This window comes from Caldimonas tepidiphila (assembly GCF_003569765.1).
Taxonomy (GTDB): Bacteria; Pseudomonadota; Gammaproteobacteria; order Burkholderiales; family Burkholderiaceae_C; genus Caldimonas; species Caldimonas tepidiphila.
In genome coordinates this window covers 22,336-34,964 of record NZ_QXMG01000035.1, presented here as the reverse complement: position 1 = coordinate 34,964, position 12,629 = coordinate 22,336, and the positions used below count along the sequence as shown (strand labels likewise).

General features: G+C 71.7%; 14 protein-coding genes. 8 read left to right on the top strand and 6 right to left on the bottom strand.

Features of this window, described 5'->3' with window-relative positions; translation table 11 throughout:
• Positions 1-7 precede the first annotated feature (7 nt).
• On the bottom strand, positions 8-679 hold the full coding sequence (locus tag D3A59_RS17900) for a response regulator (RefSeq protein WP_119156692.1): 672 nt from the start codon (positions 677-679) through the stop codon (positions 8-10).
• A gap of 173 nt (positions 680-852) precedes the next feature.
• Here D3A59_RS17900 and recA point away from each other — a divergent pair, with 173 nt between their 5' ends.
• Entirely contained in the window at positions 853-1,920 is a 1,068-nt protein-coding gene (gene recA / locus D3A59_RS17895) for a recombinase RecA (RefSeq protein ID WP_119156691.1), read from the top strand.
• A 114-nt stretch (positions 1,921-2,034) separates the two neighbouring features.
• Positions 2,035-2,484: a recombination regulator RecX gene (gene recX / locus D3A59_RS17890; protein WP_119156690.1), complete on the top strand. Its 450-nt coding sequence runs from the start codon at positions 2,035-2,037 to the stop codon at positions 2,482-2,484.
• 25 nt (positions 2,485-2,509) lie between these two features.
• Here recX and D3A59_RS17885 read toward each other — a convergent pair whose 3' ends face one another.
• From D3A59_RS17885 to D3A59_RS17875, 3 genes are all read right to left on the bottom strand, one after another.
• Positions 2,510-3,913, bottom strand: coding sequence for a bifunctional enoyl-CoA hydratase/phosphate acetyltransferase (locus tag D3A59_RS17885; RefSeq protein WP_119156689.1), 1,404 nt, complete (start codon positions 3,911-3,913; stop codon positions 2,510-2,512).
• A gap of 54 nt (positions 3,914-3,967) precedes the next feature.
• Entirely contained in the window at positions 3,968-4,747 is a 780-nt protein-coding gene (gene fabI, locus D3A59_RS17880; protein WP_119156688.1) for an enoyl-ACP reductase FabI, read from the bottom strand.
• A 102-nt stretch (positions 4,748-4,849) separates the two neighbouring features.
• Entirely contained in the window at positions 4,850-5,263 is a 414-nt protein-coding gene (locus D3A59_RS17875) for a hypothetical protein (RefSeq protein ID WP_157991579.1), read from the bottom strand.
• Between the two features lie 345 nt (positions 5,264-5,608).
• Between D3A59_RS17875 and D3A59_RS17870 the strand changes: the two genes are divergently transcribed.
• On the top strand, positions 5,609-6,229 hold the full coding sequence (locus tag D3A59_RS17870) for a protein phosphatase CheZ (RefSeq protein ID WP_119156686.1): 621 nt from the start codon (positions 5,609-5,611) through the stop codon (positions 6,227-6,229).
• Between the two features lie 25 nt (positions 6,230-6,254).
• Here D3A59_RS17870 and D3A59_RS17865 read toward each other — a convergent pair whose 3' ends face one another.
• Positions 6,255-6,965 carry a hypothetical protein gene (locus tag D3A59_RS17865; protein ID WP_119156685.1) on the bottom strand — a complete coding sequence of 237 codons (711 nt, stop codon included), beginning with the start codon at positions 6,963-6,965 and terminating at the stop codon, positions 6,255-6,257.
• A 140-nt stretch (positions 6,966-7,105) separates the two neighbouring features.
• On the opposite strand from D3A59_RS17865, the gene D3A59_RS17860 reads away from it, so the two are divergent.
• A complete protein-coding gene (locus tag D3A59_RS17860; RefSeq protein WP_419187264.1) occupies positions 7,106-7,957 on the top strand; it encodes an SIR2 family NAD-dependent protein deacylase in 852 nt (283 codons plus the stop codon).
• A 19-nt stretch (positions 7,958-7,976) separates the two neighbouring features.
• Here the strand turns inward: D3A59_RS17860 and D3A59_RS17855 are convergent, their stop codons facing one another.
• Positions 7,977-8,969 (bottom strand): helix-turn-helix transcriptional regulator, encoded by a 993-nt coding sequence (locus D3A59_RS17855; protein WP_119156683.1) that lies wholly within the window; start codon positions 8,967-8,969, stop codon positions 7,977-7,979.
• A 159-nt stretch (positions 8,970-9,128) separates the two neighbouring features.
• Between D3A59_RS17855 and D3A59_RS17850 the strand changes: the two genes are divergently transcribed.
• The 4 genes from D3A59_RS17850 (at position 9,129) to D3A59_RS17835 (ending at position 12,310) form a co-directional block, all read left to right on the top strand.
• Positions 9,129-10,235: a hypothetical protein gene (locus D3A59_RS17850; protein ID WP_119156682.1), complete on the top strand. Its 1,107-nt coding sequence runs from the start codon at positions 9,129-9,131 to the stop codon at positions 10,233-10,235.
• Positions 10,236-10,816: 581 nt separating this feature from the next.
• Positions 10,817-11,302 carry a CBS domain-containing protein gene (locus D3A59_RS17845; protein ID WP_119156681.1) on the top strand — a complete coding sequence of 162 codons (486 nt, stop codon included), beginning with the start codon at positions 10,817-10,819 and terminating at the stop codon, positions 11,300-11,302.
• Positions 11,303-11,311: 9 nt separating this feature from the next.
• Positions 11,312-11,515, top strand: a complete 204-nt coding sequence (locus tag D3A59_RS17840; RefSeq protein WP_119156680.1) for a hypothetical protein — start codon at positions 11,312-11,314, stop codon at positions 11,513-11,515.
• Positions 11,516-11,659: 144 nt separating this feature from the next.
• Complete coding sequence (locus D3A59_RS17835; protein WP_119156679.1) at positions 11,660-12,310, top strand: MEDS domain-containing protein; 651 nt, start codon at positions 11,660-11,662, stop codon at positions 12,308-12,310.
• The last annotated feature ends 319 nt before the right edge of the window (positions 12,311-12,629 follow it).

Genomic DNA, 12,629 nt, shown 5'->3' with positions numbered 1-12,629 from the left:
TCGTCGCTCAGCCGGGGATCTTTTCAAGGCAGTAGCCCAGCCCGCGCACGGTCGCGATGCGGATCGGGCCCTGCTCGATCTTCTTGCGCAGCCGGTGGATGTAGACCTCGATCGCGTTGTTGCTGACCTCCTCGCCCCACTCGCACAGCCGCTCGACGAGCTGGTCCTTGCTGACGAGCCGTCCCGAGCGCTGCAGCAGCACCTCCAGCAGGCTCAGCTCGCGCGCCGACAGCTCGACCATCTGGTCGTTGATGTAGGCCACGCGCCCGGTCTGGTCGAAGGTGAGCGGCCCGTGCTTGATCACGCTCGACGCGGCGCCGAGGCCGCGGCGCGTGAGCGCGCGCACGCGCGCCTCGAGCTCCTGCAGCGAGAAGGGCTTGGCCATGTAGTCGTCGGCGCCGAGGTCCAGCCCCTTGACCCGCTCCTCGACGCTGTCGGCCGCGGTGAGGATCAGCACCGGCACCGTCGCGCCGCGCCCGCGCAGGCGCTTGAGCACCTCCAGGCCGTGCATCTTGGGCAGGCCCAGGTCCAGGATGACCAGGTCGAACTCGTGCGAGGACAGCGCGGCGTCGGCCTCGCTGCCCGAACCGACCTGGTCCACCGCATAGCCGGAGCTGCGCAGCGAGCGCAGCAGGCCGTCGGCCAGCACTTGATCGTCTTCGGCGATCAGGATTCTCATGACCGTCGTCTCCTCTGCTGTTCTTTTCCACGTCGATGGGAGAAGAATTGTAGGTCCGGCACGCTGGAGCCTGGCGGCTTCGTCGCGGCTTGCCGCAAGGCCGCTCTTGAACACCCGGATACTGTACATATATCCAGCTTTTGCGATAATTTGCCCCTCACTGGGAGAACCCGATGGATGCACAGAACAAATCCGCGCTGAGTGCCGAGAAGGCCAAGGCGCTGCAGGCCGCGCTCGCGCAGATCGAGAAGCAGTTCGGCAAGGGCTCGATCATGCGCATGGGCGAGGGCGAGGTCGTCGAGGACATCCAGGTGGTGTCCACCGGCTCGCTGGGCCTGGACGTGGCGCTCGGGGTCGGCGGCCTGCCGCGCGGGCGCGTGGTCGAGATCTACGGGCCGGAATCCTCCGGCAAGACCACGCTGACGCTGCAGGTCATCGCCGAGATGCAGAAAGTCGGCGGCGTCGCGGCCTTCATCGACGCGGAACACGCGCTCGATGTGCAGTACGCGCAGAAGCTCGGCGTGAACCTGCAGGACCTGCTAATTTCCCAGCCCGACACCGGCGAGCAGGCGCTCGAGATCGTCGACGCGCTGGTGCGCTCGGGCTCGGTGGACCTGATCGTGGTCGACTCGGTCGCCGCGCTCACCCCGAAGGCCGAGCTCGAGGGCGAGATGGGCGACAGCCTGCCCGGCCTGCAGGCACGGCTGATGAGCCAGGCGCTGCGCAAGCTCACCGCGACGATCAAGAAGACCAACTGCATGGTCATCTTCATCAACCAGATCCGCATGAAGATCGGCGTGATGTTCGGCAGCCCCGAGACCACGACGGGCGGCAACGCGCTGAAGTTCTACGCCTCGGTGCGCCTGGACATCCGCCGCGTCGGCTCGATCAAGCGCGGCGAGGACGTGATCGGCAACGAGACCAAGGTCAAGGTCGTCAAGAACAAGGTCTCGCCCCCGTTCAAGACCGCCGACTTCGACATCCTCTACGGCGAGGGCATCAGCCGCGAGGGCGAGATCATCGACCTCGGCGTCGCCGCGAAGGTGGTCGACAAGTCCGGCGCCTGGTACGCCTACAAGGGCGAGAAGATCGGCCAGGGCAAGGACAACTGCCGCGAGTTCCTGCGCGAGAACCCCGACCTCGCGCGCGAGATCGAGAACCGGGTGCGCGAGTCGCTGGGCGTGCCGCTGCTGCCGCCCCTGGCCAAGGCCAAGGCCGAGACCGCGGACGCCGCCGAGTAAGGCGGGGCCGGCGAGCCGGAGCACCCGCTCCGGCTGCCGCAGCCGCCCCCCTGCAGGCCCGTCGCCCCCGTGGCGCCGGGCCTTTTTCGTCTTGTCCCCGTCGAGAGGCCCACGATGTCGTTCGAGAAGCTGTCCCTGAAAGGCCGCGCGCTGAAGTACCTCGCCGCGCGCGAGCACTCCCGCGTCGAGCTGCGGCGCAAGCTCCAGCCGCACGAGGAGGAGGCGGGGCAGATCGAGGCGCTGCTCGACGAGCTGGAGGCGGCAGGCTGGCTGTCGGCCGAGCGCTTCGTCGAGTCGGTGCTGCACCGCAAGGCGGCGCGCTTCGGCACCGCGCGGCTGCGCCACGAGCTGCAGGGCCACGGGCTGCCCGCCGAGGCGGTCGCCGACGCGGTGGGGCGGCTGCAGGCGAGCGAGCTCGAGCGCGCGCGCGCGGTGTGGCAGCGCAAGTTCGGCGCGCCGGCGGCGGACGCGGCGGGCCGCGCCAAGCAGATGCGCTTCCTGGCCACGCGGGGCTTCTCGGGCGAGGTGGTGCGCCGCGTCGTGCAGGGCGGCGACGAGGACTGAGGAGCGGGCCCCCGCGCGGCGGCGCTCAGGGCTGCTGCTGGCGCCAGGCGCGCGCCAGCAGCGCGCCGAGCGCGGCCGACGCGGCGCGCGAGCCCGCGCCGTCGGCGCGGCTCGTCAGCGCGATCGGCACGCGCGCGCCCACGACCACGCCGCAGCTCGCCGCGCCGGCGAGGTACTCGAGCTGCTTGGCGAGCATGTTGCCCGCCTCCAGGTCCGGCACCACCAGGATGTCCGCGTCGCCCGGCACCGGCGACAGGATGCCCTTGGTGCGCGCCGCGTCGGCCGAGATCGCGTTGTCGAAGGCGAGCGGCCCGTCGATCACGCAGCCGGCGATCTGGCCGCGGTCGGCCATCTTGCACAGCGCCGCGGCGTCGAGCGTGGACTGCAGCTTCGGCGTGACGGTCTCGACCGCCGACAGCACCGCCACCTTGGGCTTGAGCACGCCGAGCACGCAGGCGACGTCGACCGCGTTCTGCACGATGTCGCGCTTCTCCAGCAGGTCCGGCGCGATGTTGATCGCCGCATCGGTGATCAAGAGCGGCTTCGGATAGGTCGGGATGTCGAAGCGGAACACGTGCGACACGCGCCGCTTGGTGCGCAGCGCCGGGGTCGCGATCACCGCGTGCATCAGCTCGTCGGTGTGCAGGCTGCCCTTCATCAGCAGCTCCACCTCGCCCTGCGCGGCGAGCTCCGCCGCGCGCGCGGCCGCCGCGTGGCTGTGCGGCACCGCGTCGATCGCGACGCCGCCGAGGTCGATCCCGGCCTCCTCGGCCACGGCGCGGATCTTCGCCTCCGGCCCGATCAGGCGCGGCACGATCAGCCCGCGGCGCGCCGCGTCGAGCGCGCCGCGCAACGATTCGATGTCGCAGGGATGCACCACCGCGCAGGGCACCGGATCGGCCGCGCCGAGGCTGTCCACCCAGGCGTTGAGGCGCGATTGCGGATCGAACAGGTGCATCGTCGGCAGCGGCGCGCGCGCGCGCACCACCTTCTGCGTCGGCGCGAGCACCGTCGCGATGCCGCTGAGCACGAGGTCGCCCTCCTGGTTGACCATGCGGCAGTCGAGCGTCACGCGCTTGCGCTGCTCCTCCTTCGCGGTGACCGTCACCGTGACGGTGAGCGTGTCGCCGATGTGCACCGGGCGCGCGAAGCGCAGCGTCTGCTCGATGTAGATCGTGCCGGGGCCGGGGAAGACGGTGCCCAGCAGCGTCGAGATCAGCGCGCCGCCCCACATGCCGTGGCCGATCACGCCGTGGAACATCGTGTCGTTGGCGTAGGCCGGATCGACGTGCGCCGGGTTGACGTCGCCCGACACCAGCGCGAAGGCCTGGATGTCGGCCTGCGACAGCGTGCGCACCAGCGACGCGCTGCGCCCCACGGCGAGCTCGTCGAAGGTCACGTTCTCGATCAGTTCTTCTTGCACCGACATGGCAGGCCCCGCTGGATGGGTGGATCGACCGAAAGGAAGGAGGACGCGGCGCGCTCAGCGCATCGCGTGGCAGCCGGCGTCGACGTAGAGCGTCTGGCCGGTCATGCCGCGCGCGGCGTCCGACGCGAGGAAGGCGGTGAGGCCGCCGATCTCGTCGAGCGTCACGAGGCGCCCGAGCGCCGAATGGGTGCGCGCCTGCGACATCAGCTCGTCGAAGTCCTGCAGCCCCGAGGCGGCGCGCGTCGGGATCGGGCCGGGCGAGACCGCGTGCACGCGGATGCCGCGCGGCCCGAGCTCGACCGCGAGGTAGCGCACCAGCGACTCGAGCGCCGCCTTCACCGGCCCCATCAGCCCGTAGTGCGGCACCGCGTCCTCGGCGCCGAGGTAGCTCATCGTCACCAGCGCGCCGCCCTGCCTCATCAGCGGCTCGCAGCTGCGCGCCAGCCGCGCGAAGGAGTGGCAGGAGATGTTCATCGCCCGCGCGAAGCCGGCCGGCGTCGTGTCCGCCACCCGGCCGTGCAGCTCGGCCAGCGGTGCCCACGCGATCGAATGCACCGCGAAGTCGAGGCCGCCGAGGTGCGCCGCGGCTTCCTGCACCAGCCGCTCGACCGCCCCCTCCTCCTCGACGTTGCAGCACAGCAGCTTCGCGCCCAGCGCGTCGGCCAGCGGCTGCACCGCCTGGCGCGCCTTCTCGTTGAGGCAGGAGATCACGAGCGAGGCGCCCTGCCCGCGCGCCACCTGCGCGCAGCCGTGCGCGATGCTGTGGGCGTCGGCGAGCCCCATGATCAGGCCGCGGCGGCCCGAGAGGCTGAAAGGATCGGCAGTCGGCGGCATCCAATTCCCCTGAAAAAGTACGGGCATATTAAGCCACGATGCACTGCACGCACGGCTCCCGCCGTGGCGCCAGGGGTCATCTCCTCGCTTTCCGCCGGGGATTCAGCGGCGGCGCAGCCGCAAGGCCACCTGCACCGGCTGCTCGCCGCGGTTGGACCAGATCCAGCAGTGCTCGCGCGCCCCGCCCACTTCCAGCAGCCCCTGGGCCTCGCGCACCGCGTCGCGCCGCGCCGAGGGCAGCACGGGCCCGCCGTCGCGCCCGCGCAGGTCGAAGTCGAGCGGCGCGGGCGCGACGAAGGCCCACACCACCTGCTGCGAGGTGCGCAGCGGCAGGCAGAACTGCCCCGTCTGCCGCGGTGCCACCGTCAGCACATGGCTCGCCACCCCCTGGGCGTCCCACGACGAAGGGGTGGCGGCAAGGGCGCTCCCGGGGCCGAGCAGCCCCAGGACAGCGGCGAGGACGCCACCGATCTTGGTAGGCCGCGACTGCGCGGCAGAATCGACAGACCACTTCATGGTGCGACTGTAAACGGACGAAACAGGCGGCACATGCGCGCAGCGCGTGAAGAAGCACACGAGCCGCCGCAGTCCCCGGCGCGCGGGAGGACGTTTTGTAGAAGAATCGGCGAGCACGCCACCCGTTGCCCCTGCCGGCTCCGGCCTGCCCGCGCTCCGTGCCGTCCCGACCGAGGAGGCGTGCGAACTGCACCTTCCCGGGGAGGGACGACGATCCCCCGCATCGTCGCGAACCTCCTCCAGGAGCCCGGCTGCCGGCGCGGATGACGGCTACATTGGCGGGTCCTTCACCGCGGCCATGCTGCACGAAAAGATGTCGAACATCCTGAACAAGCGGGGGCTCGCATGAGCACCGAGCGGTCCTCCCGGGGCGAGGCCTTCGAGCGTCTCGGCCAGATCACGCGCCAGCTGCACGAGGCAATGGGCGCGCTCGGCGTGACGCCGCAGTTGCGCCAGGTCGCGCACGAGATTCCCGACGCGCGCGATCGCCTCGCCTACGTGGGCCGGATGACCGAGCAGGCCGCCGCGCGCGTGCTCGACCTGGTCGACGGCGCGCGCCCGGCCTGCGGCGAGGTCTCCGCCCAGGGCCGCGAGCTTGCCGGGGCGCTGCAGCGCATGGCCGACGACCCGGCGATGGATGCGGCGCGCGCCCGCGCGCTGATGCGCCTGTGCGCGCAGCACGCCGGGCGCACCGCGGACTTCGCCGAGGCGCAGAACGCGGTGCTCGGCGACATCATGATGGCGCAGGACTTCCAGGACCTCTCCGGGCAGGTGATCCGCAAGGTGATCGACATCATCACGCGCACCGAGCAGCAGCTGCTCGAGCTGCTGATCGACAGCGCACCAGAGGACGTGGCGGCGGCCGCCCCCGCCCCGGTCGAGGCGGAGCTCGCTGGCCCGCAGGTGCCGGACAAGGCGCTGCAGCAGGACGAGGTCGACGACCTGCTCGCGTCGCTCGGCTTCTGAGCGGGCCGCGAGGCCCCCGGCAGCCTCAGTCCGCCTGCTCGTCCCCGAGCCGCCGCTGCCCGTCGTCGTCGGGCGGCGCGAGCGGCACCGCGCGCGCCAGCGCCATCCAGGTGTCGAAGGGCAGCTTCAGCGCGCGCGCCGGCGCCGGGCGCGCCACCTCGAGCCCCGCGCTGCCGGCGATCATCACGCCGCATTCGGGCGGCACCTCCCCGGGCTCGCCGATCCCCTCCGCGAGCACGTACCAGCACTCGCCGGCCAGCGCCAGGTAGGCCGCGCGCTTGTCCGGCAGCCGCAGGTCGGCCAGCAGGTCGGCGCGCCGTACCTTGATCTCGTGCACCACCGGCTGCAGCGCGTCCTCGCGCGTGGTGTGGCGGATCGAGAACACGTCCGGGCGCGCCTGCACCCAGCGCACACGGTCCGGCACGTCGCCGGCCAGCGGCGCGCGCAGCATCAGCCCGGTGTAGACGACGCGCCCGGCGCGCTGCATCTGCGCCGCCACGCGCGCCACCAGCGCCTCGTGGGGGCCGAGCGCGGCGCGGTTGCGCGCCAGCCCCTGCGCCAGCGCCGCGACGCCCGCGTCGGTCACGCGCAGCCGCTCGCGCCCGTCCGCCTCGCGCAGCCGCTCGAGCAGCCCGGCGGCGAGCAGCTCGGCCTCCACGCCGTCCTGGCATGGCCAGCCGGCCGAGCGCCAGACCTCGCGCAGGCGGCGGACATGGAGGCGGGAGAGGGTCGGCATCGGGACGACAGCGTTTCGGCGAAGGCGCGAGCGTAGCGCGTGCGCCGCCGGCAGGTCCGGCGAGGGGGTTCGCCGCAGTTCCGGCGCCGCTGGCCCGGCCGCGACAATGAGGCCCTCCCGGCTTCCCTTGCATGCCTCCCATGAGCGCTCTGCCCGACTTCGAACGCGCCGCCGCACTGCTGCGGCAGGCCGACGCCCTCGTGATCGCCGCGGGTGCCGGCATCGGCATCGACTCGGGCCTGCCCGACTTCCGCGGCAACGAGGGCTTCTGGCGCGCCTATCCGGCGCTCGGCCGCGCGCGGCTCGACTTCAGCGAGGTCGCCTCGCCGCACACCTTCGGCCGCGACCCGGCGCTCGCCTGGGGCTTCTACGGCCACCGGCTCGGGCTCTACCGCCGCACCGAGCCGCATGCCGGCTTCGCGCTGCTGCGGGACTGGGCCGCGCGGCTGCCGCACGGCGCCTTCGTGTTCACGAGCAACGTAGACGGCCAGTTCCAGCGCGCCGGCTTCCCCGGGGACCGGGTGCACGAGTGCCACGGCTCGATCCACTGGCTGCAGTGTCTGCGCCCCTGCGGCGACGCGGTGTGGCCGGCCGACGCGCTGCGCCCCGACGTCGACGCCGAGGCCTGCCAGTGGCGCGGGCCGCAGCCCTCCTGCCCCGACTGCGGCGGGCTCGCGCGGCCCAACATCCTGATGTTCGGCGACGGCGGCTGGCTCGGCGCGCGCTACGACGCGCAGGCGGAGCGCCTCGCGCACTGGCTCGCGCCGGTGCGCCGCCCGCTGGTGGTGGAGATCGGCGCCGGCACGCAGGTGCCGTCGGTGCGCCGGTTCGGCCGCGCGGTGCTGCGCGCCGCCGACGGCGCCCGCCTGCTGCGCATCAACCCGCGCGAGCCGCAGGTCGAGCGGCCGCAGGACCTGGGGCTGGCCCTCGGCGCGCTGCAGGCGCTGCGGGGCATCGAGGCGGCGCTGCAGCGCCAGGGCGGCGCCGGCTGAAGGGCCCGCGCCGCGCCGCTCAGTCCTTGATCTTGCGCTGCAGCGCGCGCCCGGCGTTGAGCCGCTCGTCGTAGCGCTGGCGCAGCTCGAGCGGCGCCAGCACCTCGACCTGGCCGGCGTGCCGGCCGAGGTCCATCAGCAGCTCGGTGTCCTCGACGTAGGGCACCTCCAGCAGGTAGCGGCCGTCGTCCTGCCACTGCGCCCGCTGCGAGGGATGCCACTCCTCGGCCGCCACCCACTGCGCGGTGTCGGCCGAGAAGCGCAGCCGCGCCCACTTCACCTCGCCGCCGGCGAAGATGCCGTAGCCCTGGTCGAGCTGCGCCTCGAGCTGCTTGATCGAGACCTGGCGCGCGCGCGTCTCCAGCGGCTGCGCGTCCTCGATCGCGTCGATCGCGAAGCGGCGCAGGCCCTCGCTGCCGTGGCACCAGGCGTCGAGGTACCAGGTGTTGCGGTAGTGCACGAGGCGCTGCGGCGACACGACCCGGTCGCTCACGCTGCGGTCGCTGCGCTTGCGGTAGCGCAGCTGCAGGCGCTGGCGCTGCATCAGCGCGCTGCCGAGGGTCTCGAAGTGGCGGCTCGGCACGCGGCGGCGCGCGGTGTTGATCAGCTTGACCCGCTTCATCAGCTCGCGCGCCTCGGCCTCGGTGGCGCCGAGCATGCCGGTGAGCTTGTCGAACATCGGCTGCAGGTGGCGCGTCAGGATGCCCGACTCGTCCAGGCCCGCGAGCAACTGGTGCATCGTCAGCAGCGCGTGCAGCTCCTTCTCGCTGAACCAGACGCCCGGCAGCTCGTGCGCGGCGCCGTCGCCGCCGTGCCAGCCGCTGCCGAAGCGGTAGCCGTTGAGCTCGCGGTCGTATTCGATCGGCGCGCTCATGCGCTCGCGCAGGTACTGCAGGTCGCGCTTGAGCGTCGCGGGCGACACCTCCAGCTCGTCGCGCAGCTCCTGGAAGCTCACGCTGTGCCGGTTGCGGATCAGCATTTCGATCTTGTAGAAGCGTTCGGTGCGGTCCATGGCTCGTCCTCTCCGTCCAGATCCCCGATGCTAGCCCGGCGGCGGCCGCCGTGGCGCGCAAGCTGTTACAACGTTGTGGCACCGACCGCCGGCCAGGCTCACCCTGCGAGCCTCGCGGGGCTCAAGCTGGAGGGATCGAATCCTCCACGGAGCTGACCGATGACCGCCAACGCCCCCCTGCTGCGCTCCTCGGGCGCCCGCACGTCGCTCCCGCTGCGCGAGGACGCGGGATGCGAGGACACGCTCGACACCGCCTTCGCGCTCGGCTGGGACCATGCGCGCCACGGCGTGACCCCGTCGCTGGAGACCCTGTGCGCCCACCTGCGGCTGCAGCAGGGCTTCCGGGCAGGGCGCAGCTGCTTCGGGCGCCGCACGCAGCCGGCCGGCGTGCACGTGCGCGCCTGGCTCGAGCTGCGGCTGCACGCGCTGCGCCGCCGCATCACCTTCGAGACGGTGCAGCTGACGCCGCATTTCCTCGCCCGCATCGACGTGGCCTGCTGTCCGGTGACGCGCGAGCCGCTGGGCGAGCCGCTCGGCCCGGAGGGCGGGCGGCGCCTCGTGCGGCTGCGCGGCGATGCGGGCTTCGCCGCCGGCCATGTAGTGGTGACGGGCGCGCGCGCGGCGCAGGCCCGCGGCGAGCTGGGCCTCACCGCGCTGCTGCAGCGCCAGCGCACCTGCGAAACCGAGGCGAAGGTGCTCGACGGGCTCGACGCCGCGCAATGGGCGCGCTGGTCCACGCTGTGCTCGCTGGTCGAGCCGATGCCCCATGCGCGCGCCGCCGGGCTGCCGCTGTGCGTGCTGCCGCCGAACCGGCTGAGGCTCTTCAACCCGGTGCAGGCGCTGCAGACGCTGCTGAGCCGCGCGCTGCTGCACCGCACGCCCAACCGCCGCCTCGCCGCGCTGCGCGAGCGGCTGCCGGCGCAGTCGCTGCCCGCCTTCGACGCCTGGCTGACGAGCTACCAGGCCCGCGTGGCGGCGCTGCTGCCGCAGCAGCCCGACGAGGCCCCGTACCGGGCGCTCGAGGACGCATGGCAGGCGCGGGAGGTGCTGGCGAGATGGCGGCGCTTCGCGACCCGTCTCGACGCGGACCGGTGCGAACGCATCGTCCTCGAATGCGGCGAGGGGCGGGTCCGCTGGCTGCCGGACGCGGCGGCGACGGACGGCTGGGCGCTGGAACAGGGCGGCGTGCGGGCGGCTGTGACCGCCCGGCCCGGGCGCAGCGGCGGACAGCGGCGCCAGCTCGGCCTCTTCGACCGCGCTGCATGAGGTCGAAGAGAGTGCAGCGCGGCAGGACAGCGCAAATCTTTTTCTCCCGGCTCTCTCTACATGGCTATTCAATCTTTCAAGCTGGTAGTTGTAGTAGAGGGGGCGCTTTTCCTGTGGACAAGCGCTTTTTCTCATTTCGCATCAAGGGCTTGCGGGGCGGCAAAGGCTGTGCGGCCGCGGCATGCCGGCGTGTCGCCGACCGATAACAACTTCGCCAGGCAGGCTCGACCTGTGGATAAGGGGTGGGTTGTTAGAAACTTGTCCACAAGCCTGTTTCTTGACAACAGCTTGCTCACAGGGAGATACGCGCGCACGCGCGCGAGAGACCCGTTTTCGTGCCGAAGCCGTGGAAAACGGGCCTTTCCGTCGCCCGGGCATGTGGATGGGCTGGGGATAGCGGCTGTCAGCGGCAGCTGTCGCCGCCGGTGAGCGGAGGTTTGAACTACATCGGTGTGCAAAAACGCGCGCGGCCTGCATGGGGGCGGTCCGGGGGCGATGCCGTGGGATGCCGCGAACAAGTGCGGGCGCGCGGCTTGCAGGACTGCAGTTCCGAGGATTCGTTTTTCACGAAGGAGCAGGCCATGCAAGCGATTTCCCAAGTGATGACCCGAGACGTGCGGGTGCTGGCGCCAAGCGACACGCTGCAGCGCGCCGCGCAGACGATGGACGAGCTGAACGTGGGGGCGGTGCCGGTGTGCGACGGCGAGCAACTCGTGGGCATGATCACCGACCGCGACATCGCGGTGCGGGCGGTCTCGGCCGCGATGCCGGCCGACTCGACCCCGGTGCGCGAGGTGATGACCGACCAGGTCCACTGGTGCTTCGAGGACCAGGACGTCGAGGAGGTGATGAACCAGATGCGCGACGTGCAGATCCGCCGCGTGCCGGTGGTCAACCACGACAAGAAGCTGGTCGGCATCGTCTCGCTCGGCGACCTGGCAACCAAGACCGGTGCCGATGTCGAGGCGGCGCTGGAGGAGATCTCCGAGCCGTCGGAGCCCGACCGCAGCACCACCGGCATGGCGGCCAACGACGCAGCCGGCGGCGGGCGCGACATGCGTCACTGAAGGACAGGCATGCGCGAGGAAGACATCTACCCCGCCCCCGCCGTGCCGCCGGCCCCGGCAGGCCCCGGCGGCACGGTGCCGACCGGACCGGGCGTGAACGCCCCGTCGGAGCCGGTCGAGCGGCCGCTGAACCAGGAGGGCGAGCCCGGCGGCTTCGAGCCGCCGCAACCCGGGCTGCCGCCCGGCCCCGCCGGACCCACCGTCACGCCCTGACCGGCATGCCCGAGGAAACGTGGGCCGGCGCCGCCGGCCCCCTCCCGGGAAGCGGGGCGGCCCCGTGCCCGCCCACTGCCGCGCAGCGGCTCATCCGGGCGGTAGCGAGTGCTAGCATGCCCTTTTGCTCCCTGCCCCGCCGCCATGAAACCGATCACCCTCGCAGGCAAAGACGTCACCCCGTACAACCATGTGTGCGCATTCTTCGACAGCCGCCAAGAGGAATACGAAATACTGGCTCCCTTTTCGAAGGACGGGCTGGAAAACGGGGAAAAGGCGATTCATATCGTCGATCCGGCAAGAATCCAGGAACACCTCCAGCAATTGAAGGAGCATGGCATCGACAGCCATGGCTGCCATTCGTGCGGGCAGCTCGATGTCCTGTCCTGGGATGACGTCTACCTGTCGGACGGGACATTCAACCAGGACCGCATGGTCGGCGCCATCGACAGTGTTCTGGAAGCCGGCCGCGCCGCTGGATTTCCCAAGGTGCGCCTCTGGGCCAACATGGGATGGACGCTCAAGGGCTGTCCCGGCACCGACGAGGTCATGGAGTTCGAGTCGCGCGTGAACGAGGTGCTCTCCCGCAGCAGGCAGCTCGCCATCTGCGTGTACGACATGTCGAAGATCTCCGGCGCGCTGATGATGGACATCCTGCGTTCCCATCCGCTGACGCTGATCGGCAACGTGATCCACGAAAACCCCTTCTATACCCCGCCGGAGCAACTCGTCCAGGAACTGCGGGCACGGAGGCTGGCCAGCCCGCAGGCGACTGCGGTCGCCGAGGCGGCGTAATACTCACGCCCGGCATGACGCCTTCCCTGCCTGGGGGCGATGGCTCGGCGGATTTGCGAACCTGCCTGCGCGACCTGGTCGGCCTGCTGGGCCTGCCCGCGCTCTGGAGCAGCAGGGAACCCCAGGCCACCGCGCGGTTGCTGGCGGAGATGCTGGTCGAGACGCTCTCGCTCGACGCCTGCTGCGTGACGACGAGCTTCGTGGCACACAAGGAGCCGCTGAGCTTCCTGTATGCCGGCGGCAAGCCGGTGGACCTCTGCCGCGCGGCCGACTGGCAGTCTTTCCTCGGCACACCGCTCCAGGAGCGGCACGAGCTGGC